This is a genomic window from Pseudomonas sp. Irchel s3f7 (assembly GCF_900187615.1).
Classification (GTDB): Bacteria; Pseudomonadota; Gammaproteobacteria; order Pseudomonadales; family Pseudomonadaceae; genus Aquipseudomonas.
In genome coordinates this window covers 85926-111978 of record NZ_FYDO01000003.1, presented here as the reverse complement: position 1 = coordinate 111978, position 26053 = coordinate 85926, and the positions used below count along the sequence as shown (strand labels likewise).

Genomic DNA, 26053 nt, shown 5'->3' with positions numbered 1-26053 from the left:
GGAGTTGCGCATGCTGCCTTTATTACTCGCTTCCAGCTCAGCTTATCGCCGGGAATTACTGACCCGTTTGCAGCTGCCCTTTACGTGCAGCTCGCCGGATATCGACGAGAGCCATCGCCCCGGCGAGCCCGCCATCGAGCTGGTCAAACGCCTGGCCGAAGAGAAGGCGCGCGCCCTGGCGGACAGCCATACCGCTCATCTGATTATCGGCTCAGATCAGGTCGCCGTATTGGGCAACCGCATTATCGGCAAGCCACACACCTTCGAAAAAGCCCGAGAGCAACTCCAGGCCTCAAGCGGCACCAGCGTGACATTCCTGACCGGACTGGCCCTGCTGAACAGCCAGACCGGCCATTGCCAGGTCGACTGCGTGCCATTCACGGTACACATGCGCACACTCGACACCGCACGAATTGAACGCTACCTGCGCGCCGAACAGCCCTACGACTGCGCTGGCAGCTTCAAGGCCGAGGGTCTGGGCGTCAGCCTGTTTCAAAGCACCGAAGGGCCTGACGCGACCAGCCTCGTCGGCCTGCCATTGATTCGCCTGATCGACATGTTGCTGGCTGAAGGCGTGCAAATCCCGTAGGAGCCGGCTTGCTGGCGAACCGGGGCGACGCGGCGCGCCAGGTATGCCGCCATCGCTGGCAAGCCAGCGCCTACAGGTCATGGGAAGGCAAAAAAACCGGCAATGGCCGGTTTTTTTGTGCAATCAAAAGATCAGCGCAGCGACGGACCGTTAAACCCCATCCACATCGCCAGATGCTCAGCCACGCTGGCGCCCAGCTTCTTCGAGAAGCGATCGAATGGCGACTCCTGAACGGTAAAGTCCACCAGCTCTTTCTCGCCGATCACATCCCGCGCAACCGAACTGGCACTGCCCAATCCATCGACAAGCCCTAGCGGCAGCGCCTGCTCGCCGGACCAGACCAGACCGGAAAACAACTCCGGATGCTCCTTGTCCTTCAGGCGATCGCCGCGCCCCTGCTTGACGCTGTTGATGAACTGTTTGTGCGTCGTATCGAGCACACCTTGCCAGAACACCGTTTCTTCCGACTTCTGCGGCTGGAACGGGTCGAGGAACGATTTATGCTCGCCCGAGGTGTATGTGCGACGCTCGACACCCAGTTTCTCCATGGTACCGACAAAACCGTAACCGGCCGCCGTCACACCAATGGAGCCCACGAGACTCGCTTTGTCCGCGTAGATCTGGTCGGCGGCACTGGCGATGTAATACGCCCCGGAAGCCCCCAGATCAGAAATGACCGCGTACAGCTTGATCTCCGGATGCAGGCCACGCAGGCGGCGGATCTCGTCATAGACGTAACCCGACTGCACCGGACTGCCGCCCGGACTGTTGATGCGCAGAATGACACCCTTGACCTTTTCATCCTCGAAAGCTGCGCGCAGGCTGCCAACGATGTTGTCGGCACTGGCCGGCTCCTTGTCGGCGATCACACCGGTCACGTCGATCAACGCGGTGTAGTTGCCACTGCGAGTTGCCGCCTTTTCCATGTCCATCAACGGCGAAAACAGCGCCAATGCACCGAACAGGTACACAAAGGTCAGCAGCTTGAAGAATATTCCCCAGCGACGGGACCGGCGCTGTTCCTGCACGCTGGACAGCAAGGTCTTTTCCAGCAGCTTCCAGCTTTTCGCGTCACCGTCATCAGCGCTCGCCTTGGCAGGCGCTTTCCATTCGTCGGTCATGCCATACACCCCAGCAAAAACGTATTAAGCCTGACGAAGCCAGGCGTGCAATTCGGAAAAACGATCTATGGACAGCCGCGGCTCAAACAGCTTCAGCGCCTCAATGGATTGAGCACCATAGCTCACCGCAACTGAATCCATGCCGGCATTGCGTGCCATTTGCAGATCAAACGACGAATCCCCGACCATCAGCGCCTGCTGCGCAGAAACGCCGCAATGAGCAAGGATTTCTTCCAGCATCAGAGGATGAGGCTTGCTGGCCGTTTCATCTGCCGCACGAGTGACATCGAAGTAATCTTCCCAGCCGTGCGCCTTGAGCACCCGATCCAGCCCGCGACGAGCCTTGCCGGTGGCCACCGCCAAGTGATAACCCTCATTGCGAAAGGCTGCCATCGACTCGACAACACCCTCGAACAACGGCGACGGCACAGCTTCCGATGCGATGTAGTGATCAGCATAGTGCTGACGAAACGCGACGAGCTCGTCATCGCCAATATGCGGATACAACGTGCGAATCGCCTCGGGCAACCCCAGTCCGATGATGCCCTTGACGGAAAAGTCATCGCACAATTGAAAACCGGAGCGCTCGGATGCCACATGCATCGCTTCGACAATCCGACCGATGGAGTCGGCCAGGGTGCCATCCCAATCAAAAATCAGCAGCTTGTAGTCAGATGGGCGCACTCAATCGCTCCACGGTCTTGGCCCACATTTCGTCTACCGGCGCCTGAAGCTTCAGCTCACCACCATCCGGTAACGGCACAGTCAGCATGTAGGCGTGCAGGAACAGGCGCTTGCCGCCCAGATCGCGAATTTCCTTGCTGAAATCGTCATCACCGTATTTGGTGTCACCAGCAATGCAGTGACCCGCGTGCAAGGTATGGACACGAATCTGGTGAGTGCGGCCGGTGATCGGCTTGGCTTCGATCAGGGTGGCAAAGTCGCCAAAACGACGCAGGACCTTGAACACGGTCACAGACTCCTTGCCCTCCTCCTCGTCGACCTCGACCATGCGCTCACCGGAGCGCAGATTGCTCTTGCCGAGCGACGCTCGAACTTGCTTGATCGAGGACGCCCAGTTACCGCGAACCAGCGCCATATAGCGCTTATCGACGCCATCGCCGCCATCGCCGCGCAAGGCTGTGTGCAAATGACGCAGCATGCTGCGCTTCTTGGCGATCATCAGCAGGCCGGAAGTGTCACGGTCGAGGCGGTGAACCAGTTCGAGCTCCTTGCAATCGGGACGCAACTGACGAAAGGCTTCGATGACGCCGTAATTCAAGCCGCTGCCGCCGTGAACGGCGATACCGCAAGGCTTGTTGATCACGATCAACGCCTTGTCTTCGAAGACAATCGAGGCTTCGAGGCGCTGAAGCAGGCCCTGAGCCAGCGGTACCGGCTCGTCGCGCTCAGGCACACGAACCGGCGGCACGCGCACGATATCGCCCGCCTGCAGCTTGTATTCGGGCTTGATCCGCCCCTTGTTCACACGCACTTCGCCTTTGCGCAAGATGCGGTAAATCAAGGTCTTGGGCACACCTTTGAGCCGTGCAAGAAGGAAGTTGTCGATGCGTTGGCCGGCATATTCCGGCGAGACCTCAAGCAGTTGTACGCTTGGAGTCGGGAGGGTAGTCGTCGTCATGCCGCGGATGATAACAATTTTTATGGAATTGAAGCACTTAATCATTGCTGCTATAGTCGCGAACGCCGCCAAAAGCGGCCTGGACAGCGGACCATCGGTCAAAAACCGGCCCTGACCAACGCAATTCACCAGGACGCGAGGCCGTCCTACGGGGCTTTCGCTACGTAACGGTGGAGTTTGCAGGTGTAACGAGCGCAGGTGACATGAGGCCTGAATCACGCTGCAAAACGGAGTATCTCACTCGTTTTGCAAGCCATATTCACGGCCAGTTCACAAAGTGCAGTCAGCTGCGAATGACCCCGAGCGAACGCTTCGGAAACAACGCCTAAATTAGCCATGATGCGTGACCTCCCCTTTCGGAGCTCACGGTAAATGCCAACCCGCTGCGGATTCTGCGCGCGGCAGCACCCGAATTATCAGGGATACGTGTAGGGTGGAGATGCACAACCGCTGGACTGTGTAGCAATAGGCTTTATCAAGACGCTTCATCTCGTCCACAGCCGCTGGTTGATTCCTCCTCCTGACTGAGTGCTTAAGTAGCCACAGCAAGCAGGACGCGTACGTCGCGATGAAGGCCCACATTGGCCAGACTTCGCTGGACACGGGAATGGCCAACCACTCCCGACGCACCTGACACCGACCGTGAGAAGTCGTGTGTGCCGAACGCCGTTTCCGGCAGCCCGGAAACCGACGGTACTACATGAAAAGAATGCTGATTAACGCAACTCAACCCGAAGAGTTGCGTGTTGCACTGGTAGATGGCCAACGCCTCTACGACCTGGACATCGAATCCGGTGCACGCGAGCAGAAGAAGGCCAACATCTATAAAGGCCGGATTACTCGCATCGAACCAAGCCTCGAGGCTGCCTTTGTCGATTTCGGCTCTGAGCGCCACGGCTTCCTGCCCCTCAAAGAAATCTCCCGCGAATACTTCAAGAAAGCCCCTGAAGGCCGCGTCAACATCAAGGACGTCCTGAGCGAAGGCCAGGAAGTCATCGTTCAGGTCGAAAAAGAAGAACGTGGCAACAAGGGCGCCGCCCTGACCACCTTCATCAGCCTGGCCGGTCGATATCTCGTTCTGATGCCGAACAACCCGCGTGCCGGCGGTATCTCCCGTCGCATCGAAGGCGAAGAGCGCAATGAACTGCGTGAAGCCCTGAACGGCCTGGTTGCCCCGGCTGACATGGGTCTGATCGTGCGCACTGCCGGCCTGGGCCGCAGCAGCGAAGAAATGCAGTGGGACCTCGACTACCTGCTGCAACTCTGGACCGCCATCAAAGAAGCCTCGCTGGATCGTTCCGCGCCGTTCCTGATCTACCAGGAAAGCAACGTGATCATCCGCGCCATCCGCGATTACCTGCGCCAGGACATCGGCGAAGTGCTGATCGACAGCGTTGAAGCCCAGGACGAAGCCCTGACCTTCATTCGCCAGGTGATGCCGCAGTACGCCAGCAAGATCAAGCTGTACGAAGACAGCGTTCCGCTGTTCAACCGCTTCCAGATCGAAAGCCAGATCGAGACCGCTTTCCAGCGCGTCGTTGAACTGCCTTCCGGCGGTTCCATCGTCATCGATCCGACCGAAGCCCTGGTGTCCATCGACATCAACTCGGCGCGCGCCACCAAAGGCAGCGACATCGAAGAAACCGCGCTGCAGACCAACCTTGAAGCCGCCGAAGAAATCGCCCGTCAGTTGCGCCTGCGCGACATCGGCGGCCTGATCGTCATCGACTTCATCGACATGACCCCAGCCAAGAACCAGCGTGCCGTGGAAGAGAAAGTCCGCGAATGCCTGGAAGCCGACCGCGCTCGCGTGCAAGTCGGTCGTATCTCGCGCTTCGGCCTGCTGGAAATGTCCCGTCAGCGCCTGCGTCCGTCCCTGGGCGAAAGCAGCGGCATCGTCTGCCCGCGTTGCAACGGCACCGGCATCATCCGTGACGTTGAATCGCTGTCCCTGGCGATCCTGCGCCTGATCGAAGAAGAAGCCCTGAAAGACCGTACCGCCGAAGTTCGCGCACAAGTGCCGATCCCGGTGGCCGCGTTCCTGCTCAACGAAAAACGCAACTCGATCACCAAGATCGAACTGCGCACCCGTGCCCGCATCGTCATTCTGCCGAACGATCACCTCGAAACGCCGCACTTCGAAGTGCAGCGTCTGCGTGATGACAGCCCGGAAGCCGCGACCAACCAGTCCAGCTACGAAATCGCTGCTGCCGCTGCCGATGTGGAAGAAGTCCAGCCAGCCGCCGCGACCCGCACCCTGGTTCGCCAGGAAGCCGCCGTCAAGACCGCACCGGCCCGCGCCAACGCTCCGGTTCCGACCGAAGTCGCCGCTCCGGCCCCTGCTCCGGTTGCAGTGCCTGAGCCAAGCCTGTTCAAAGGCCTGGTGAAGTCGCTGGTCAGCCTGTTCGCCACCAAGGAAGAGCCTGTTGCTCCGACCGTGGTTGAAAAGCCTGCGACCACCGAGCGCCCGGCCCGTAACGAAGAGCGTCGCAACGGTCGCCAGCAGAGCCGCAACCGTAACGGTCGCCGCGATGAAGAGCGCAAGCCTCGTGAAGAACGTGCTCCGCGTGAAGAACGCGCCCCACGTGAACCGCGTGAAGAGCGTCAGCCACGCGAAACCCGTGAAGAAACGCCGGCCGTAGCCCGCGAAGAACGCGCACCTCGCGCACCTCGTGAAGAACGTGCACCGCGCGCACCGCGTGAAGATCGCAAGCCACGTGGCGAGCGTGAAGAACGCGTTCGTGAACTGCGCGAACCTCTGGATACCACGCCAGCCGCCGCTCCAGCTCCAGTTGCAGCTGTCACCGCTGAAGAGCGTCCGGCCCGCCAGCCACGTGAAGAACGTGCTCCACGCCCACCGCGTGAAGAACGCCAGCCACGTACCGAGCAAGCCGCTGCCGCCGTCGCCGAAGAAGAACTGCCGACCAGCGAAGAGCAACTGCAGGAAGACGGTCAGGATGGCGCCGAAGGCGATCGTCCACGCCGCCGCTCCCGTGGTCAGCGTCGTCGCAGCAACCGTCGCGAGCGTCAACGTGACGCCAACGGCAACGTGATCGAAGGTTCGGAAGATTCCGAAGGTAACGAAGGCGCCGAAGGCCCTGAAGCACCAAGCACTGCCGATCTGGCCGCCGGCCTGGCTGTTACCGCAGCCGTTGCCAGCAGCGTGATCAGTGCTCCAGCCGAAGCACAGGCCAACGAGCAAGCCGAACGCGCGACTGCCTCCACCCTGGAAACGGCTCCGGTCGAAGCGCCAGCTGTTGAAGCGACCACGCCGGTCGAAGTCACTGCCGCGCCAGAAGTCGAAGTCGCACCAGCACAGCCTGTTGTTGAAGCCGCTGCCGAACCCGCCGTGGTTGCGGAACCGGTTGTTGAAACCGTGTCTGAAACCGTTCGTGAAGTTCGCGAAGAGCAAACCGCATTCAACTGGGTTGCCGAGCCTGCTGCCGCTGAAACACCAGCACCGGTGCCAGTCGCTGAACCTGAAGTAGCGCAAGCGATGGTTTCCGAACCTGTGGTTGCTGCTGCCGAGCCTGCGCCAGTTGTTGAAGCGCCAGTTGTTGCCGAAGTTGCACCGGTCGTCGCTGAAGTGACCACACCTGTCGTGGAAGCTGCCCAAGTCAGCGCCCTGACGCCAAGTGGTCGCGCGCCTAACGATCCACGCGAAGTGCGTCGTCGCAAGCGTGAAGAAGAGCGTCTGCAGAAGGAAGCCGAACTGGCCGCCGCTGCTGCACCGACTCCGATCGTGGCTGAAGCGGTTGAGGCAGCACCTGCCGAGACGGTTGAATCCGTGATCGAAGAAGCACCGCGCTCGGTTCAGGAAGCCGTAGAGCAACACGAACAAGCCGAGGAAAAAGAACACGAGCCTAAACCGCTCGTCTGATTCCGACGCTGACTAAAAAGCCCCGCCTGGTGATCCAGGCGGGGCTTTTTATTGCAATAAAGATCCCGCAGCCTTCGGCAGCGCCTACAGATGCTCGACGCAGGAGCTGCCGAAGGCTGCGATCTTTTTGATTTCACCCAAAGACCAACTTCTCCGGCACATCCACATCCCACAAAACCCCGGGATCATCCACCGAAACCTCAACCACTCGCCCCTGCGCAAACAAGGGCTTGGCTCCCCGATCTCCCGAAAGCGCCATCAAGCCAGGTCCAAAACTGCGACCGAAACCGACCGGATGCCCGTAGTCACCATCATGTACCGGGACACTGATACCATCTTCAGCAACTTGAACCACAATTTGCTCGATAGTCGACGGCAAAACAAACGGCATATCCCCCAACACCATCAACCATCCCCCGAGCTCCCCGCACGCAGCCACACCCGCGGCAATGCTGTCGCCCATTCCAGTGGACTCGATCAGCACGATCGCGCAACCATAAGCCTTTGCCATGCGGATCACTTGCGGGCGGTCAGCGGTGGTTACCAACACCCGCTTCTCCAGGGTTGCCGGCAGATTGACCAGCACCTGCTCAATGACAGATCGAACCGCGCCATCTCGACCGACGCAGTCAGCCAGCAACTTGTCTTTCTCGGCACCGGCGACCTGGCGAAACCGACTCCCCTGCCCCGCTGCCAGCACAATGACGCCGATGGGCTCGCTCATACATCCTCCTGCAACGGTTTCTTCTGTTTCAACTCGACGCCATTTTTGATCGCCACGATTTCGGCCATGAGCGACAAGGCGATTTCCGCTGGATTATGACTACCGATATGCAGACCGATCGGGCCGTGCAATCGAGCGATGGCCTGTTGTGACAAACCCAGTTGAGCCAGGTTGTCCCGGCGTTTCTGGCTGTTGATCCGTGAGCCCAGTGCGCCGACATAGAACGCCTTGGAATCGAGGGCTGTCAGCAGCGCCATGTCGTCCAGGCGCGGGTCGTGAGTCAGGGCGACGATGGCCGTGCGTTCGTCGGTCTGGATACTCAGGACGGCCTCGTCGGGCATGCCCGAGACAAAACGTCCGTGCTGCGCTTCCCAGCCATAGACGAACTCGGTGCGCGGGTCGCAGATCAGTACTTCAAAATCCAGCAACCGGGCCATTTCGGCGACATACCGGGACAGCTGCCCCGCGCCAATCAACAACAGACGCCAACGCGGACCATAAATTGCGCGCAAGGTCTGCCCGTCGAACATCAACACGTCCGACTTGCTGGCTGGCGTCAAAATCACTTGGCCGGTTTCAAGGTTGAGTTCCCGTGCGACGATTTCATGGGCCTCACAGTGGACCAGCAATTGCTCGACCCAGGCCGCATCATCGACGCGCTCTTCGATCAAACGCAGCGTACCGCCACACGGCAAGCCGAATCGCGCCGCCTCTTCACGGGTGATGCCGTAGGTAATCAGTTGCACCGCTGGCCCGTCGACCGGGATTCGACCGTCGTGCTGCCGTGCAATCAGATCATCTTCGACGCAGCCACCGGAGACCGAGCCAATCACCACACCGTCCTCGCGCAGCGCCAGCATCGCCCCAGGCGCCCGGGGAGCGGTGCCCCAGGTCTGGGCGACGCTGTACAACATTACCCGCTGACCAGCGCGGCGCCACTCCAACACGCTGCGCAGGACATTCAGGTCGGCGCTGTCCATCAGGCGCCTGCCTTCTGCCAACCCGACAGCTGATAACGAACCGGCAAATTGCGAATGCGTTGGCCGGTGGCGGCGAAGATCGCATTGCACAGCGCCGGGGCAATCGGTGGCACACCCGGTTCGCCGACGCCGCCCAACGGAACGTTGCCCGGTGGGGTCACCAAGTGTACGGCGATGTCTTTCGGCGCCAGGGACATGCGCGCCACTTCGTACATGTGGAAGTTGTCCTGCTGGACCTTGCCGTCCTTGAAGCTGATTTCACCCAGCACCGCGTTGCCCAGCCCCATGACACAGGCGCCTTCGAATTGAGAGCGAATCCGTTCGGGGTTGATCTGCGGTCCGCAATCGACGGCAATATCGGCCTTGTGCACGATCAGCGTGCCGTCGTCTTTGACTTCAACCTCGATCACCGCTGCCACGTACGTCACGAAACTGTAATGCACCGCCAGACCCAATCCTCGCCCTTTGGGCAACTCGCGCCCCCAACCGGCCGCCTTCGCGGCAGTTTCCAGCACCGTACGCAGGCGTGCCGTATCGATCGGATAACGCTCCGGCGATTCACCGTAGTTCCATTCTTCACTCAAGGTGCGCGGATCGATCTGACGGTCCGGGCCGAGCAATTTGACCTGATACTTGAGCGAGTCCTGTCCGGCCTTGTGCGCCAGTTCATCGATAAAACTCTGGACCGCAAAGCCATGGGGAATATTCGACACCGAGCGATACCAGCCGACCCGGGTGTGTGCCGTCGCTTCAGGGTTTTCCAGGCGGATGTTGGGAATGGCATAGGCCATGTTGGTGAAACCCATGCCCAGTTCGAACGCCGCTTCATGGCTCATGCCCGGCGCAAACAGCGCAGTGATGCTCGGCGCCACGGTGCGGTGCAACCAGCCAGAGGGCAAGCCGTCCTTGTTCAGGCTGGCCTTGAGGTATTCCACCGACACGGTGTGGAAGTAGGAATTGTGGATGTCGTCTTCACGGGTCCACTGCACACGCACGGCTTTGCCGGGGAATTCCTTGGCCAGGATGGCGGCTTCGATGATGAAGTCAGGTTTGGACTTGCGCCCGAAACCGCCGCCCAGCAAGGTTACGTTGAACGTGACCTTGTCCAACGGCAATCCCAGGCGCTCGCCGATCCGCTGGCGGCTCACCTGTGGCGCCTGACTCGGCCCCCAGGCTTCGCAGACGCCATCCTTGTAGCGTGCGATGGCGACCATCGGTTCCATCGGCGATTGCGACAAGTGAGGCAGGTAGTAGGACGCTTCCAGCGTGTTGTCGGCGCTGCTCATGGCTTCGTCGATGTTGCCGGTATTGCGCACCACTTTGCCGGGTTTGAGTGAAGCAGCTTCCAGTTCCTTGCGGTAGGCAATCGAGTCATAGCTGGCATTAGGGCCGTCGTCCCACTCGATCTTCAGCGCCTCGCGCCCCTTGATCGCGGCCCAGGTATTACTGGCCACTACGGCGATTCCGCCCAACGGTTGAAACTCGGAAGGCAACGGACGGCTGTCGATCTGAATGACCTTCAGCACACCGGGGACTTTCATCGCCGCACTGCCATCGAAACGTTTGACCTTGCCGCCATAGACCGCAGGCCGGGCGATCACCGCGAACAACATGCCGTCGAAATGCACATCGGCGCCATACACGGCACGACCATTGACGATGTCGTCACCGTCGATGGCCTTGGTGCCTTCCTTGCCGATGTAGCGAAATTCCGACGGCTGCTTGAGCTTGAGGCTGTCGCGTGCCGGTACAGCCAAGGCACCGGCAGCAGCGGCCAGCGCGCCGTAGTCCAGCTCGCGGCCCGACGGTGTATGGATGACTTTGTGCAGTTGCGCATGGCATTCGCTGACCGGCACTTTCCACTGCTCGGCGGCGGCTTGTTCGAGCATGGTCCGCGCGGCGGCACCGCAACGGCGCATCGGTTCGTACCAGTGGCGCATGCTGCGCGATCCGTCAGTGTCCTGATTGCCGAAGCGCACTTCGTCACCCGGCGCCTGCCGTACTTTGACCCGCGCCCAATCGGCTTCCAGTTCATCGGCCACGACCATGGTCAGGCTGGTGCGCACGCCCTGGCCCATTTCCGAACGGTTGCACACCACGGTCACCGTGCCATCCGCGGCAATGCTCACATAGACCTTGGGGTCATCGATCCAGCCGTTGGGCATACCGTCGGCGCCGAACTTTTTCTCTTTCTCTTCAGCAAACGCCTCCTGCCAGCCCCAACTGGCGGCAACGACCAATGCACCAGTGGCGCCGACACCCTTGAGGAAGCCTCGGCGACTGAGGTTGCTCAGGGCGAAGCCATTCGGTAACTGGCTCATGCCTTGGCCTCCTTCAGGTGAGTGGATGCCTGACGGATGGCGGTCTTGATGCGATTGTAGGTGCCGCAACGGCAGATGTTGCCGACCATCGCTTCTTCGATCTGCTCGTCGCTCGGGTTCGGATGGATCTTGAGCAACGCGGTCGCGGACATGATTTGCCCCCCTTGGCAAAACCCGCATTGGGCCACCGCGCTATCGAGCCAGGCTTGCTGCACGACTTTGCCAATCGGGTCCGCGTGCAGGTTGTCGATGGTGGTGACGTTCTGCCCGATGACCGAACCGATCGGTGTGATGCAACTGCGCGCCGGAGCGCCTTCGATATGAATGGTGCACGCCCCGCACAGGCCCATGCCGCAGCCGAATTTTGTGCCGTTGTAGCCGGCGACGTCACGGATTGCCCAGAGCAGCGGCATGTCCTCGGTGACATCGAGTTGATGGTTCTGACCGTTGAGTTTCAGGGTAATCATGGGCACGCCCGCAGAGTGTTCGGGTTATGGGGTCGAGTAATCTGCCGCTGGAAGGTCAGCGGTTGGCATCACGCAGATCGACTCAGGCTAATGGGCTCTCTTGTGCAGACGAACACGTCTGCACCGGGCCTTTGATGGAGTAAATGCATTGCATCGTTAGCTCGCTAAGTTAACGCAGCATTAACAAAAAAGCCCTGCACTAGTTACGGTACAGGGCTTTGGATTCAGACTTGAGAGCGTAGCCTCAATAGCGATTCGGCTCCATTTCCAGATCGACGTGGAAACGTTCTGAAATGTCTTTCTGGATGCGTTGCGCCAGGTGGAGCAATTGCAATCCGGTGGCGCCGCCGTAGTTGACCAGCACCAGCGCCTGCAATTTATGCACGCCCGCGTCCGCATCACGGAAACCTTTCCACCCTGCCCGCTCAATCAGCCATCCGGCGGCCAGTTTCATCTGCCCATCGGGTTGCGCGTAGGCCACCAGGTCCGGGTACTCACCCTTGAGCCGTGCAGCCAGCGCGGCCGACACTAACGGGTTTTTGAAGAAACTGCCGGCATTGCCGAGCACGGCCGGGTCCGGGAGTTTTTCGCTGCGAATGCTGCAAATGGCCTGGCTGACGTCGGTGGCGGTTGGATGCTCGATACCTTGCTCGGTCAGGCGCTGGCGCACCGGGCCGTATTCAAGATGCAAATGCGCTGCGCGGTCGAGTACGAAACGCACGCGCAGGATCAACCATCGCCCCGGCTCCTGTTTGAACAGGCTGTCGCGGTAGGCGAAGTTGCACGCCTCCAGACTGAAGTCGCGCAGTTCACCGCTTTGGCGATCGAGGGCAGTCAGACCGGCGAACACGTCCTTGATCTCGACCCCGTAGGCGCCGATGTTCTGCATCGGTGCGGCGCCGACGGTACCCGGAATCAGGCTGAGGTTTTCAAGCCCCGACAACCCTTGCGCCAAGGTGTGCTGCACAAACGGATGCCACGGCTCACCGGCTTCGGCTTCGATCACCACCTTGCTGCCGTCATCGCTGAGCACACGAATGCCACGGGTGGCCATGCGCAGCACCAGCGAGTCGATATCCGCTGTCAGCAGCAAATTGCTGCCGCCGCCGATCACCAACACCGGCACTTGGTGCTCCCGGCCATAAGCCAAAGCCTCACGCACATCAGCGTCGCTATGAGCCTCGGCGAACAACCGCGCCTGAACGTCCACTCCGAAGCTGTTGAACGGCTTGAGCGAAACCTGCGACCGAACCTGCAAACTCATAACCGTCCCTTCAATTCGATCACCAGCAAATCACTGGCGCGCTCGATCAGGTCCAGCACCTGCTCGAAACCTTGATCGCCGTCGTAATACGGGTCCGGCACTTCATCGACTTCCGACTCATAGCGGCGCAGGAACAGGTCCAGCTCGGCCCTGCCCTTGGCCGGTTGCAGGGCCTTGAGGTTGCGCAGATTGCTGTTGTCCATCGCCAGGATCAGGTCGTACGTGGCGAAATCGGCGCGGCTGACCTGCTGGGCGCGCTGGGCGGACAGGTCGTAGCCGCGCAGCTTGGCCGCTGCCTGACTGCGCTTGTCCGGCGCTTTGCCGACATGCCAGTCACCGGTGCCGGCGGAGGCGACTTCAACTTGATTGGCCAACCCCGCCTCACGCAGTTTATGGCGCAGCACGCCTTCGGCCGTGGGCGAACGGCAGATGTTGCCCAGGCAGACAAACAGAACCCGCATCAGGCCTCCAGCAGGCGACGAACGCGCTCGAGGTCTTCGATGGTATCGACACCGGCCGGTGGTGCGATCAGCGCGTCGGCAACGTGGATCCGCACGCCGTGCCACAGGGCACGCAGCTGCTCCAGGCACTCGGTGTTTTCCAGCCAGCACGGGCCCCAGCTGACGAAGTCATGCAGGAAACCGGCGCGGTAGGCATAGATGCCGATGTGGCGACGGTAAGGCACGCCTTCCGGTAGCTGCTCGCGGTTCTGGGCGAAGGCATCTCGCGCCCAAGGCAGCGTGGCGCGGCTGAAGGTCAGTGCCAGACCATTGAGGTCGCTGACCACCTTGACCACGTTCGGATTGAACAGGGTTTCCACGTCTTCGATCGGCTCGGCCAGCGTGGCCATGCGCGCTTCGGTGTGGGCAGCCAGGTTGGCGGCGACCTGATCGATCACGCTCGGCGGAATCAGCGGTTCGTCACCCTGGACGTTGACCACGATGGCGTCCGGCGCCAGCCCCAGTTTCTCGGCCACTTCGGCCAGGCGATCGGTGCCGGAGTTGTGGTCTTCACGGGTCAGCACCACTTCGGCGCCAAAGCTTTTGCAAGCCTCGATAATGCGCGCGTCGTCAGTGGCAACCACCACACGCTCGGCGCTGCTTTTGCATGCCTGCTCCCAGACATGCTGGATCATCGGCTTGCCGGCGATCAGCAGCATCGGTTTGCCCGGCAGACGGGTCGAGGCATAACGCGACGGAATGACGACGGTAAAGGCTGTGGTCATTTATCCAGGCGCTCGTCGTTGGTCAGGGTGCGCGCTTCGGATTCGAGCATCACCGGGATGCCGTCACGAATCGGGTAGGCCAGGCCTGCGCCTTTGCTGATCAGCTCGGTCTTGTCGGCGCTGAGCTTGAGCGGGCCTTTACAGACAGGGCAAGCGAGGATATCGAGCAATTTGGTGTCCATGAACATTCCCTGGATAAAAACGGATTAAGGCAACAAACGAGCCGGCAACAGGCGCATCAACTGCGTATCGAACCAGGCCACGAAGGCCGGCGACGGCGCAGCATCGACCGCCAGGTACCACCAATCGGCAGCGGCGAAGGCACGGCACTTCACCGCGTCCTTTTCCGTCATCACCAACGGCAATGACGGCGTGAAATTCAAGGCCTCGACGCTGTATTCGGCGTGGTCGGCAAATGCATGTGGAACAGGCTGCCAGTGTAGCGTTTCGAGGGTTTTGAAGAAACGCTGCGGGTTGCCGATTCCGGCCACGGCGTGCACGGCCTGGCCTTTGGGGAAGTGATCGAGGGGCCGACGTTCGCCGCTGCGCAGGTTAACCAGTTCGGAGGGTTGCAACTGGAAGGCAAAGCCATCGTCGCGGTCAGCCGGGGCGCCGTTGTAGAGCACAGCGTCAACGCTTTGCAGACGTTCGACCGGTTCACGCAACGGCCCGGCCGGCAAGCAGCGCCGATTGCCCAGTCCGCGGGCGGCGTCGATCAGTACCAACTCCAGATCCCGGGCCAGCCGATAGTGCTGCATACCGTCGTCAGACAGGATCAGGTCCAGCGGTTCACTGGCCAACAGGGCTTTGACGGCGTTGCTGCGGTTGGGGTCGATCATCAGCGGCACACCTGTGCGCTGGACGATCAACAGCGGTTCATCGCCTGCGATGCCTGCGGTTTGATCCGTCTCGACCCGCCATGGCAATTGCGGCGGTTTGGCACCGTAACCACGGCTGACCACACCGACCCGCAGCCCACTGCGCTGACAATGCTCGATCATCCACAAAATCAACGGTGTCTTGCCGGTGCCACCGACCGTGATGTTACCAACGACGATCAGCGGCACGGGCGGCTGATAGATCTCGCCCTCACCCGCCAGAAAGCGTTTGCGCTTGTTCATGACCACGCGCCGGTACAACCATTCCAGTGGCTGTAACAGCTTCAGGGCCGGATGACCGTCATACCACGCGGCGAGCAATCGATCGGACATGGCCATCAGGGCGCGGGAGGCGCCGCCTCGACAGTGGTCATGCGCAAGTGGCTGAAACCGAGTTTGCCGGCGGCGTCCATGGCGATGATGACGGACTGATGTTGAGTCTTGCCATCCGCGCTGATCGACAGCGGTCGGTTGGTGTCGCCATTGGATTCTTTCTGCAGCGCCTCCATCAGCGAGGCCAGGTCGCTTTTCGGCAGGATCTGGTTGTTCACCGAGAACACGCCTTCGGCACTGATGGTGATATCGACCGGCTTGTCCTGATCCTCCGCGGGCGAACCGCTGATCGCTTCCGGCAGATCGACGCGCAACTGGGTTTCACGGGTGAAGGTGGTGGTCACGACGAAAAACAGCAGCAGGATGAACACCACGTCGATCAGCGACGCGAGGTTGATGTCCACCGTTTCCCGTGGTTTGCGGCGGAATTTCACGCTTTGCTCCTGGACAGGTCCACATCACGGTCGCCCTGAACCACCTCGACCAGTTTGATGGCCTCTTGCTCCATGCCGACCACCAGTTCATCGATCCGGCGTTGCAGGAAACGGTGGAAGAACACTGCCGGGATACCGACCATCAAGCCTGCGGCCGTGGTGATCAAGGCTTTGGAGATACCACCGGCCAGTACCGAGGCGTTGGTGGTCATGCCGTTGCCGGTAAACGCGCTGAAAATATCGATCATGCCCAACACCGTACCCAGCAACCCCAGCAACGGGGCCATGGCGGCGATGGTGCCGAGGGCGTTGATGTAGCGCTCCAATTCGTGAATGACCCGCGCGGCGGCCTCTTCGATGCACTCTTTCATGATCTCGCGACCATGTTTTGAGTTGGCCAGGCCTGCCGCCAGGATCTCGCCCAACGGTGAGTTGAGGCGCAGTTCCTTGAGTTTTTCTTTATTGAGTTGTTTGTCCTTGATCCAGACCCAGACCTGCCCGAGCAAATGCTCCGGGGTCACACGGCTGGCTCGCAGCGTCCAGAGGCGTTCGGCGACAATCGCCATGGCGGCGATGGAACTCAAAATGATCGGCAGCATCATCCAGCCGCCGGATTTGACCAATTCCCACACAGTGACAATCCCCTCGAAAAAGTGCGCCACTCTAACATAGGGGGTCGGCGCACCGAAGACCGTGATGTCGCATCCGGTCGGGCTTTAATAACCGGGGGTTATTTATTTCAGGGCGGCGGATCGCGCCAGAAACGCCGTTCCAGACGCATCGACGACGGGGATGCAAACTGTCCCAACTGCAGATGAATGGCACCCTGCTCGGCGCTGTCGTAAATCGCCATCCCGCGTTTTCGGTAGCGCGCCATGACCGTCGGATGCGGGTGACCAAACGAGTTACCATGCCCTCGGGAGATCAGCACCGCCTTGGGTTGCAGCTTGTTGAGCAGTGCCATTGAAGACGAACTGCGACTGCCATGATGCGGTGCCTGCAACCAGTCGGTTGCAATGGCAAAAGGACTGTCGAGCAGCGCCCGCTCGGCAGCGGCGTCGATGTCCCCCGTCAGCAACAGGCGCTCGCCATGGGCTTCGATCTGCAGAACGCAGGATTTCTGATTGCTGTCTGTGGCTGACGGAAATTGCCAGAGCTGGAATTTAACGCCGTCCCAGGTCCATTGCAGGCCCGCCTCACAGGCTGAAGCGTGCAGCTCAGCCGGCAAGCCTGCGGGATCGCCACTGAGCACTTGCTTGACGGTCATGCCGTTGGCTACCGCCCGGGCGCCACCGGCGTGATCGGCATCGGCGTGGCTGATCAACATCAGATCGAGTGTTTCTACGCCCAATTTGCGCAACGACGGCAACACCACCCGCTCGCCCAGATCGAAATCCCCGAAACGCGGCCCCGCGTCATACAACAATGTGTGATGGCGGGTTCGTACCAGAATGGCCAGTCCTTGCCCGACGTCCAGCTGCCAGACATCGGCGATGCCTTCCGGCAGTTCCGCACGGGGTGGAAACACCAGCAGCAACAGCATCGGCCATCCCAACGGGCGTAACGGCACACCTCGCGGCAGCAGCAGTAAAAATGCTCCCAGCGCACCGAGGCCCCAGACCCAAAACGGAATCGCCTTGGGTACCCACGCGGGTATCTCACCGGCCAGCATCGCCAATCCGTTGAACAGCCAGTCGATCAATCCGCCCGCCAGCCACAGCAATCCCTCGCCCACATAAGGCACGGGCAACAACACAGTACCGAGCAAGGCTGGCGGCAACACCACAAGGCTGATCCACGGCACGGCCAACAGATTGGCCGCTGGCCCACTGACGCTGATGGGTAATCCCAGCACCAACAACAACGGGCACAGGCCGATTGCGATCAGCCACTGGGCGCGCGTCCAGGTTTGCCACCAACGCCAGGGTCCCAACCGGCCACCAAAGGTGAAAATCAATATGGCCACTGCCACAAAAGACAGCCAGAACCCCGGTTGCAGGCTCGCCAGCGGGTCCATCAATAAAATCCCATTGAGCGCCAGCAACAGTGGCCACCAGGCACCGAGATGACGGAACCGCAGGCGCCATAACAACACCAGGCCAATCATCAGGCAGGCCCGTCGAACCGGCACTTCAAAACCGGCCAGCAGCCCGTAACCCAGCGCCGCGGCGAATGCGAGTCCGCACGCCCAGGGCAGCCACGGCAGGCGGTCCGGCCACAGCCCATAGCGGGCCAGCCCGGCGATCAACAGGTAGACGACCCCCGCCAGTAACCCGATGTGCTGCCCGGAAATCACCAGCAGATGCACCGTGCCGGTGTCCTGCAACACCTGCCAGTCTTCACGACTGAGCCCGGCGCCGTCGCCCAGCACCAATGCGGTCAGTGCACCGGTTCGACCCTGGGCGTCCACAGACTGTAAGCCTTGGCGAATACCGTCCCGCCAGGCCCAACGGGCGTCGGTGAGTTTCTGGCCATCCTTGACCGTTCCGGTCGCCCCAATGCGTTGCGCGAGCAACCAGGCTTCGTAGTCAAAGGCATGGGGATTGAGCAGCCCGACCGGACGCTTCAATTTGACCGCCAGTCGCCAGCGCTCACCACTGTTCACCGCCGGACCGCCATGCCAGACCAGACGCAAGCGCTGCGGCAGTTGCGCGCGCCGAGACTGACTGTCGCTCAACTCGAAGCGCACCACGCCGTCGGCATTTTGCGGCAACCCCGTCACCCGTCCTTCGACCCAGCGGGTTTCGCCATCCAGCCTCGGTGACAAGCGATCATCCAGTGCCCATTGCGCCTGCACGCAGGCCCAACTGAACCCAAACAGAAAAAACGCCACCGGATACGTCCTGAACGGCAGCAACATCAAACCCGCCACCGGCATCAACCACAACAACCAGACCGGCGGTAGTGCCGGTAAAAAACGCAATGCCAACAAACCCAGCGCCAGCGCCATCATCCCTATGCGCATATGCCCGTCCTTGAGAGTCCTTACCCTAGGCTTAGCCCGTCCGTCGCATCGTCGCCGTTATCAATTGTCACAAAGTCTGAATGGGCAGTTCATGGATTCCAGACATACTTGCCGCCTTAACCGACCGAGAAGCCCTATGCCCCGGCGCTTATTCAAACGTTACATGCCTGACCCGGTCAGCATCAGGGAACACAAATCCTTACGCTTTCTTGGCACGCTGCTGCATGACCCGAACCTCTGGCACCTGAACCGGCACTCGGTCGCCCGCGCCATGGCCGTCGGTCTGTTCGCGGCTTTCCTGCCGATTCCGATGCAGATGCTGCTCGCGGCTTTCCTGGCCATTGTTGTGCGCGGCAACATGCCTATTGCGGTGAGTCTGGTCTGGCTGACCAATCCGATCACCATGCCTGCCGTGTTCTTCTGCACGTACCAGACAGGTGCCTGGCTGATGGATGTTCCCACCCGGAGTCTGCCGGATGAACTGACCTGGGAATGGGTCAGCAGTGAGCTTTCGACGTTGTGGCAGCCGTTTTTGCTGGGCTCGGTGGTGACGGGGCTGGTCCTTGGAGCCGTGGCCTATTTTCTGGTGATGATGTATTGGCGCTGGTGGGTGGCGCGGCAATGGAAGCGGCGCAAGAAAAGCAGGATGTGAGAATGTGGAACGGCCTCTGATTTTGGAGGCCGTTTTTTTTTGCATTTTTAAAGGGGTACATATCCGTTGCTGCGGTAACGGCGGCTATCGGTTCCGCCCTTACGACCCCGCCGGCCTGATTCTAATGCGTGTGCGCTTCCCTGTAGGAGCTGTCGAGTGCAACGAGGCTGCGCCTACGAGGCGGACGACTTACGTCCGCATCCCGCGCCCACTGACCAGTAACCGCGCACACCCGAGGTACAGCACCACGGTGGCCACCAGCATGAACGTGATCGCAATGCTGATCCTGATGTCCGACACCCCGAGGATGCCGTAACGGAACGCGTTGACCATGTGCAGCACCGGGTTCGCCAGCGAGACGGTCTGCCAGAACGGCGGCAGCAACGAGATCGAGTAGAACACCCCGCCCAAATAGGTCAGCGGCGTCAGCACGAAGGTCGGGATGATCGAGATGTCATCGAAGTTGCGCGCAAACACGGCGTTGATGAAGCCCAGCAACGAGAAGATCGTCGCGGTCAGCACCACCACCAGAATGGTCACGCCCAGGTGATGCACCTGCAAGTCGGTGAAGAACAGCGACAGCAGGGTCACGATAACCCCCACCATCAACCCGCGCAGCACGCCGCCCAGGGTGTAGCCGATCAGGATCGTGTGTGGCGACAGCGGCGACACCATCAACTCTTCGATGGAGCGCTGAAACTTGCTGCCAAAGAAACTCGATACCACGTTGCCGTAGGAGTTGGTGATCACCGACATCATGATCAACCCCGGCACGATGTACTCCATGTAGGTGAAACCACCCATGTCGCCAATTTGCCGACCGATGAGGTTACCGAAAATCACGAAGTACAAAACCATGGTGATTGCCGGCGGCAGCAAGGTCTGCGGCCAGATCCGGGTAAAGCGTCGGACTTCACGGTAAACGATGGTGTTGAGGGCAATGAGGTTGGGGCGCAACTCGGAACTCATACCGCCACCTTCGACAGATTTTTCTCCACCAGGGACACGAACAACTCCTCGAGGCGATTGGTTTTGTTACGCAGGCTCAGCACTTCGATGTTCTGCTGCGCGAGTTGGGTGAACAGCGCAGTGATGCCCATGGCCTTGTCCACCTGGACTTCCAGGGTGTGGCTGTCGATCAGCCGGGACGGGTAGCCCATCAACTGAGGCGCCACTTGCAACGTGTTCTTCATGTCCAGCAGGAACGTTTCCACATGCAGCTGGCTGAGCAACTGCTTCATGCTGGTGTTCTCGACGATCGTGCCGTGATCGATGATGCCGATGTTGCGGCACAGCTGTTCAGCCTCTTCCAGGTAGTGGGTGGTGAGAATGATGGTGATGCCTTTCTGATTCAGCTCGGTGAGGAAACTCCACATCGAGCGACGCAGTTCGATGTCCACACCGGCAGTCGGTTCGTCGAGGATCAGCAGGCGCGGCTCGTGAACCAGTGCGCGGGCGATCATCAGTCGACGCTTCATGCCGCCGGACAGCGAACGCGACGGCACGTCCTTCTTGTCCCACAGCCCGAGTTGGGTCAGGTATTGCTCGGCGCGTTCCTTGGCGATTTTCGGCGGGATGCCGTAGTAACCGGCCTGGGTCACGACGATGTCGAAGGTCTTTTCGAACTGATTGAAATTGAATTCCTGCGGCACCACGCCGATGGAGCGCTTGAGTTGCGCAGGATTCTTGTCCAGGTCGTGACCGAAGATATTCACCGTGCCGCTGGTCTTGTTCACCAGGGTCGAGAGAATGCCGATAGTCGTGGATTTGCCGGCGCCGTTAGGGCCGAGCAAAGCGAAAAAGTCACCTTCGGCGACATCCAGATCGATACCACTCAAGGCCTGGAAACCGTTGCCGTAGGTTTTGGTTAGCTGCCGGATGGACAGAGCGGAACTCATATCGGATTTACGCACCAAGAAGGGAGGAAAGGGATAACTATGGGCGGGCGGCGAGCAATGCAACCGCGGCGCATGAACGCAATGGTGCTTGTCGCCGCCACACAAGTACAGTCAAGTGTGTCGATAGTGAGTATTAAGTCAACGCGGTCATAACGGCCTTGCGATACGCCGGACGCTGTTTCAACCGGGCGTACCAGGCCTCCAGATGAGGCTGCGGAGCGCGCTCGATCGGCATCTCGAACCAGGCATAAATAAAACAGCCGAGGGGAATGTCGCCCATGCCGATCTCATCGCCGGACAGGTACGGTTTGGCGGCCAACGCCTGATCGGCCATTGCCAGCAAACCTTCGCACTCCTTGATCGCGGCGTTGATGGCAGACCAGTCCTGCTGCTCGGCGGGGGTGCGCAGCACGCCCCAGAACACCGTGCGAAACGGGCCGGCAAAACTTGAAGTGGTCCAGTCCATCCACTTGTCGGCGGTGGCGCGAGCCTTCAGATCCGCCGGGTACCACGCGGTGTCCTTGGCGTGCAGCGCCATCAGGTAACGAACAATGGCGTTGGACTCCCACAGCACGAACCCGTCATCTTCAATCACCGGGACACGACCATTGGGATTCATGGCGCGGTACTCGGGCGTATCGACCACACCAAAAGCACCGCCCGCATCGATGGCTTCATAGGCCAGCCCCAATTCTTCAGCGGCCCACAGCGGCTTTCTGACATTCGACGAGTTTTTCCGACCCCAGATATTCAGCATGACCGCCTCTTTTTCGATAAGTGGACAGGCAGCATACGCCGGATCAGGCGCGACTCAAATCGCTCTGCATGTCACCCAGCAGCGGCGCCAACTGATCGCCGAACAGGTGCGGATAACACTTTTCCAGGTGCTCGAAAAAGAACTGTTCCGGCACATCGGCAAATTGTCCGTGATCGACCAGATACTCCATCAGCTTCTCGCCATCACGGTTGTAGGGGTGGAAAACGCTGTCGTTGATCCCGTCGAAGTCCAGCGGCGCCACATTGAACAGGTCGCAGAGTCTCTGGTTGAACGCCGGGGTGGCCTTGACCCAGCGATCATTCAAATAGAACTCGGTGTAGCCGTGCATGGCGAACATGTCGCTCTTGAGTAACTCAAGCAGGCGTGGCGTGGACAAATGATTGCGCACGTCGGCCAGTCCGATCCGCGCAGGAATCCCGCAATGTCGCGCGGCACCTGCCAGCAATGTGGCCTTGGGTACGCAATAACTTTCGCCGGTCACCAGCGCATAACTGCCGCGCAGGGTCTGCGGGTCACGACTGAAGGTGTACGGGTTGTAGCGCACCGCCTCGCGCACGGCGTAATAGAGATTGATCGCCTGCTCAAGCGGATCGCGGCTGACGCCACGGTGTTTTTCGGCGAACTCCACCACGGACGGGTGGTCACTATCGATGAAGCGGCCGGGACTCAGATACTCGTGCATGAGAACAATCTCCTGGGGAAGTCCCGAGTCTATCGAGAGGTTCAGCACAGAGATAACGACGTTTCGGCCAAATATGGGCGCATTGTCGCTCGCTCAATTTTCCTACGCCCGCCATTAGATGGGGCTACGAAATTCATCCAGGGTTTCCCACGACTTCAGTCGCATGCCGCGACCAACCGGTTTTTCGGATGCCGTCTAAGCTCTGAGGGTTGGTTCGCCCTGGGTTCACGGAGGATTAAATATGCTGCTGTTGTGGATACTGGTTCTGGTTGTCGGAATTGCTTATTTAGCTCACCGCCGCATTTCGCCGCTGCCTGCCCTGGGCATCGTGGCTGTCTATATCGTGGCCATGGGAGCCTTCAGTCGCGCACCGGGCTGGCTGCTATTGATTTTCTGGGTATTGATTGCGGCAGTCGCTGCGCCGTTGTTGCTGCCTGACCTGCGCCGTAAATTTTTCAGCGCGCCGATGTTCAACTGGTTCCAGAAAACCCTGCCACCGATGTCGCAAACCGAACGCGACGCCATCGATGCCGGTACGGTGTGGTGGGATGGCGAGTTGTTCAGCGGTCGCCCGGACTGGAACACCTTGCTCTCCTATCCCAAGGCGCAATTGAGCGAAGAAGAACAGGCCTTCATCGACGGCCCGACCGAAGAGCTGTGCGCCATGGTCAGTGACTGGGAGCTGGGCCAGACCATGGACCTTCCGGCCGAAGCCTGGGCCTTTATCAAGGACAACGGCTTTTTCGCCCTGATCATTCCCAAGGAATTTGGCGGCAAGGGTTTCTCGGCCTACGCCCACTCGCAAGTCGCAATGAAACTGGCCAGCCACAGCGGCGACCTCGCCTCCACCGTGATGGTCCCCAACTCCCTCGGTCCGGCCGAACTGTTGCTGCATTACGGCACCGACGAACAACGCAACCATTACCTGCCCCGCCTGGCTCGCGGCGACGACATTCCGTGCTTCGCCCTCACCGGCCCATTGGCCGGCTCCGACGCCGGTGGCATGCCCGACACCGGCGTAATCTGCAAAGGTGAGTGGGAAGGCCAGGAAACCCTGGGCCTGCGCCTGAACTGGGAAAAGCGCTACATCACCCTCGGACCGGTGGCCACCCTCCTCGGCCTGGCATTCAAGGCCTACGACCCGGATCATCTGTTGGGCGACAAGGAAGACCTGGGCATCAGCCTGGCGCTGATTCCGACCGATCTTCCCGGCGTCGATATCGGTCGCCGCCACCTGCCTCTGGGCGCAGCCTTCATGAACGGTCCGAATGCGGGCAAGGATGTGTTCGTACCGTTGGAGTTCCTCATCGGTGGCCAGGAAATGCTCGGCAAGGGCTGGATGATGCTGATGAATTGCCTGTCGGTCGGGCGCTCGATTTCCTTGCCGGCGGTGGGTTCCGGCATGGCCAAGTTCACCAGTCTGGTGACGGGCCAGTACGCGCAGATTCGCGAACAGTTCAACGTCCCGATTGCCGCGTTCGAAGGCATTCAGGAAGCCATGGCCCGCATCGGCGGCAACGCCTGGATGATGGACGCCGCCCGCATGCTGACCGCCAACGCGGTGGATCTGGGTGAGAAGCCGTCAGTCCTGTCGGCCATTCTCAAGTACCACCTCACCGAACGCGCCCGTGATTGCATCAGCGATGCCATGGACGTGCACGGCGGCAAGGCGATCATCGAGGGACCTAACAATTACCTCGCGCGCAAATGGAGCGGCGCGCCCATTTTCATCACCGTCGAGGGCGCAAACATTCTTTCGCGCAACCTGATGATCTTCGGGCAAGGCGCGATTCGCTGCCATCCCTTCGTGCTCAAGGAAATGGCCCTCGCCGGCCGTGAAGACAAGGATCAAGCCCTCAAGGAGTTCGACGAACTGCTGCTCCAGCACATCGGGTTTGCCGTGAGTAACGCCGCCAGCACGCTGGTGCTGAACCTCGGTTTTGGACACTTGGAGCACACACCCGGCGACAAGCTCAGCCAGGGTTATTTCCGCGCCCTCAATCGTCAGGCCGCGGCTTTTGCCTTGCTCGCCGACCTCAGCATGATGTTGCTGGGCGGCGCACTGAAACGCCGCGAACGCCTCTCCGCACGGCTCGGTGACATCCTGAGCAATCTTTACCTGGCATCCGCCGCGCTCAAGCGTTATCACGACCTCGATGCACCGGATTACATGACGCCGCTGGTGACCTGGGCCATGGAAGAAAGCCTGGGCCAGGCCGAACGGGCCATGGACGAACTGTTGAGCAACTTCCCGAACAAAGTCGTGGGCGGCCTGTTGCGCGTCATCGTGTTCCCGCTCGGTCGGCGGCACAAAGGACCGTCGGACAAGCTCGGTGCCGAAGTGGCTGCAATCATCGGCCGCGCCAAGGGCGACCCGGCGCTGGAGGAGTTGCTCCTGGGTTGCTATCGCCCACAGTCGAGTGACGATGCGGTCGGTGCCCTGCAACATGCCTGCGACCTGTTGAACGCGGCTCAGCCGTTGCAGAAAAAACTGCATGTCGCGCTCAAAAGCGGTCAGGTCAAACCGGCTGCCGGGGAACATGTCATCGACGCCGCGCTGGAGGCTGGTGTGTTGCAACCGGTGGAAGCACAAACCCTGCGAGAGGCAGAAGCAGCACGGCGCAAAGTGATCGATGTCGACGATTTCGATAAAGAAGAACTGGCGCTGGCCGACGGCAAAGTCCGCTGATCCACCCGGGCATGTAAAAACGGGCGCTGGAGCTTTATACTCCGGCGCCCGTTTTGCTCTTGAGGACTTATCTCGTGTCCAACATCGTTGCCGATCATCTCGTTTTACTCGACCACTTGCGCAGCATTCTGGTCGCCGTAGGTGAGGCCGAGCAGGTTCCCGAAGAAAGCCATGCCTTGTTCCTGGAGCGCTTCGACGAACTGCTGGCGTCACTGCCGATCGATCCGATCGAAAGCCAATACCTGGGCCAGGACATCCTGACTCAAGTCATTTCCCGTTATCCGCAAATCGCCCACCTGATTCCACGGGATCTGCTGTGGTATTTCGCCGGTGACTGCCTGCACTACTTGGCCGATGAAGAAATCGACCTGTATCAAGCACTGGAAGAACGTCGCTTCGAAGCCGAACAGAATGACGAGCCGTTCGACTGGAACCAGGAGAAACAACTGCTGGCATTGTCGAACCAGGACAGCAAACACTGATCCTGGCGTCCGTAACGCAAAAGGCCAACGCAGAAGCGTTGGCCTTTTT

24 protein-coding genes are annotated in these 26053 nt (G+C 60.3%); 5 read left to right on the top strand and 19 right to left on the bottom strand.

Features of this window, described 5'->3' with window-relative positions; all coding sequences use genetic code 11:
- Window positions 1-10 precede the first annotated feature (10 nt).
- Window positions 11-589 carry a nucleoside triphosphate pyrophosphatase gene (locus CKW19_RS03535; protein WP_095056617.1) on the top strand — a complete coding sequence of 193 codons (579 nt, stop codon included), beginning with the start codon at window positions 11-13 and terminating at the stop codon, window positions 587-589.
- 131 nt (window positions 590-720) lie between these two features.
- Here the strand turns inward: CKW19_RS03535 and CKW19_RS03530 are convergent, their stop codons facing one another.
- Genes CKW19_RS03530 through rluC form a run of 3 tightly spaced genes read right to left on the bottom strand, consistent with a single transcriptional unit; the run spans window position 721 to window position 3352 of the window.
- A complete protein-coding gene (locus CKW19_RS03530) occupies window positions 721-1710 on the bottom strand; it encodes a S49 family peptidase (protein WP_095056616.1) in 990 nt (329 codons plus the stop codon).
- 24 nt (window positions 1711-1734) lie between these two features.
- Window positions 1735-2394, bottom strand: coding sequence for an HAD-IA family hydrolase (locus CKW19_RS03525; protein WP_095056615.1), 660 nt, complete (start codon window positions 2392-2394; stop codon window positions 1735-1737).
- Window positions 2381-3352, bottom strand: a complete 972-nt coding sequence (rluC, locus tag CKW19_RS03520) for a 23S rRNA pseudouridine(955/2504/2580) synthase RluC (RefSeq protein WP_095056724.1) — start codon at window positions 3350-3352, stop codon at window positions 2381-2383. Before rluC ends, CKW19_RS03525 begins: the two co-directional genes overlap by 14 nt.
- 700 nt (window positions 3353-4052) lie before the next feature.
- Here rluC and rne point away from each other — a divergent pair.
- A complete protein-coding gene (gene rne / locus CKW19_RS03515; RefSeq protein WP_095056614.1) occupies window positions 4053-7232 on the top strand; it encodes a ribonuclease E in 3180 nt (1059 codons plus the stop codon).
- Between the two features lie 133 nt (window positions 7233-7365).
- Here rne and CKW19_RS03510 read toward each other — a convergent pair whose 3' ends face one another.
- From CKW19_RS03510 to CKW19_RS03455, 12 genes are all read right to left on the bottom strand, one after another.
- The gene (locus tag CKW19_RS03510; RefSeq protein ID WP_095056613.1) at window positions 7366-7956 is read right to left on the bottom strand and encodes a nucleotidyltransferase family protein; all 591 of its coding nucleotides are present in this window, start codon (window positions 7954-7956) and stop codon (window positions 7366-7368) included.
- A complete protein-coding gene (locus tag CKW19_RS03505) occupies window positions 7953-8936 on the bottom strand; it encodes an XdhC family protein (protein WP_095056612.1) in 984 nt (327 codons plus the stop codon). Before CKW19_RS03505 ends, CKW19_RS03510 begins: the two co-directional genes overlap by 4 nt.
- Window positions 8936-11257, bottom strand: coding sequence for a xanthine dehydrogenase family protein molybdopterin-binding subunit (locus CKW19_RS03500; protein ID WP_095056611.1), 2322 nt, complete (start codon window positions 11255-11257; stop codon window positions 8936-8938). The genes CKW19_RS03505 and CKW19_RS03500 overlap by 1 nt, the downstream gene beginning before the upstream one ends.
- Window positions 11254-11724, bottom strand: a complete 471-nt coding sequence (locus CKW19_RS03495) for a (2Fe-2S)-binding protein (protein WP_095056610.1) — start codon at window positions 11722-11724, stop codon at window positions 11254-11256. Before CKW19_RS03495 ends, CKW19_RS03500 begins: the two co-directional genes overlap by 4 nt.
- 244 nt (window positions 11725-11968) lie before the next feature.
- Window positions 11969-12988: a UDP-N-acetylmuramate dehydrogenase gene (gene murB, locus CKW19_RS03490; protein WP_095056609.1), complete on the bottom strand. Its 1020-nt coding sequence runs from the start codon at window positions 12986-12988 to the stop codon at window positions 11969-11971.
- Window positions 12985-13449, bottom strand: coding sequence for a low molecular weight protein-tyrosine-phosphatase (locus CKW19_RS03485; RefSeq protein ID WP_095056608.1), 465 nt, complete (start codon window positions 13447-13449; stop codon window positions 12985-12987). The genes murB and CKW19_RS03485 overlap by 4 nt, the downstream gene beginning before the upstream one ends.
- The gene (kdsB, locus tag CKW19_RS03480) at window positions 13449-14213 is read right to left on the bottom strand and encodes a 3-deoxy-manno-octulosonate cytidylyltransferase (protein WP_095056607.1); all 765 of its coding nucleotides are present in this window, start codon (window positions 14211-14213) and stop codon (window positions 13449-13451) included. The genes CKW19_RS03485 and kdsB overlap by 1 nt, the downstream gene beginning before the upstream one ends.
- The gene (locus CKW19_RS03475) at window positions 14210-14395 is read right to left on the bottom strand and encodes a Trm112 family protein (RefSeq protein WP_095056606.1); all 186 of its coding nucleotides are present in this window, start codon (window positions 14393-14395) and stop codon (window positions 14210-14212) included. The genes kdsB and CKW19_RS03475 overlap by 4 nt, the downstream gene beginning before the upstream one ends.
- Window positions 14396-14419: 24 nt before the next feature.
- A complete protein-coding gene (gene lpxK / locus CKW19_RS03470; RefSeq protein WP_095056605.1) occupies window positions 14420-15430 on the bottom strand; it encodes a tetraacyldisaccharide 4'-kinase in 1011 nt (336 codons plus the stop codon).
- On the bottom strand, window positions 15430-15858 hold the full coding sequence (locus CKW19_RS03465) for a biopolymer transporter ExbD (protein WP_095056604.1): 429 nt from the start codon (window positions 15856-15858) through the stop codon (window positions 15430-15432). Before CKW19_RS03465 ends, lpxK begins: the two co-directional genes overlap by 1 nt.
- Window positions 15855-16490, bottom strand: a complete 636-nt coding sequence (locus CKW19_RS03460) for a MotA/TolQ/ExbB proton channel family protein (RefSeq protein WP_177408771.1) — start codon at window positions 16488-16490, stop codon at window positions 15855-15857. The genes CKW19_RS03465 and CKW19_RS03460 overlap by 4 nt, the downstream gene beginning before the upstream one ends.
- Before the next feature lie 107 nt (window positions 16491-16597).
- Window positions 16598-18823, bottom strand: coding sequence for a DNA internalization-related competence protein ComEC/Rec2 (locus CKW19_RS03455; RefSeq protein ID WP_095056602.1), 2226 nt, complete (start codon window positions 18821-18823; stop codon window positions 16598-16600).
- A gap of 136 nt (window positions 18824-18959) precedes the next feature.
- Between CKW19_RS03455 and CKW19_RS03450 the strand changes: the two genes are divergently transcribed.
- Complete coding sequence (locus tag CKW19_RS03450) at window positions 18960-19475, top strand: DUF2062 domain-containing protein (RefSeq protein WP_095056601.1); 516 nt, start codon at window positions 18960-18962, stop codon at window positions 19473-19475.
- A 189-nt stretch (window positions 19476-19664) separates the two neighbouring features.
- Here the strand turns inward: CKW19_RS03450 and CKW19_RS03445 are convergent, their stop codons facing one another.
- The 4 genes from CKW19_RS03445 to CKW19_RS03430 form a co-directional block, all read right to left on the bottom strand.
- A complete protein-coding gene (locus CKW19_RS03445) occupies window positions 19665-20444 on the bottom strand; it encodes an ABC transporter permease (protein ID WP_095056600.1) in 780 nt (259 codons plus the stop codon).
- The gene (locus CKW19_RS03440) at window positions 20441-21373 is read right to left on the bottom strand and encodes an ABC transporter ATP-binding protein (protein ID WP_095056599.1); all 933 of its coding nucleotides are present in this window, start codon (window positions 21371-21373) and stop codon (window positions 20441-20443) included. The genes CKW19_RS03445 and CKW19_RS03440 overlap by 4 nt, the downstream gene beginning before the upstream one ends.
- A gap of 133 nt (window positions 21374-21506) precedes the next feature.
- Window positions 21507-22130 carry a glutathione S-transferase family protein gene (locus CKW19_RS03435; protein WP_095056598.1) on the bottom strand — a complete coding sequence of 208 codons (624 nt, stop codon included), beginning with the start codon at window positions 22128-22130 and terminating at the stop codon, window positions 21507-21509.
- Window positions 22131-22173: 43 nt separating this feature from the next.
- Entirely contained in the window at window positions 22174-22833 is a 660-nt protein-coding gene (locus CKW19_RS03430; protein ID WP_095056597.1) for a transglutaminase family protein, read from the bottom strand.
- Between the two features lie 241 nt (window positions 22834-23074).
- On the opposite strand from CKW19_RS03430, the gene CKW19_RS03425 reads away from it, so the two are divergent.
- A complete protein-coding gene (locus tag CKW19_RS03425; protein WP_095056596.1) occupies window positions 23075-25522 on the top strand; it encodes an acyl-CoA dehydrogenase in 2448 nt (815 codons plus the stop codon).
- A 74-nt stretch (window positions 25523-25596) separates the two neighbouring features.
- On the top strand, window positions 25597-26004 hold the full coding sequence (locus tag CKW19_RS03420; protein ID WP_053161955.1) for a PA2817 family protein: 408 nt from the start codon (window positions 25597-25599) through the stop codon (window positions 26002-26004).
- Window positions 26005-26053: the final 49 nt, after the last annotated feature.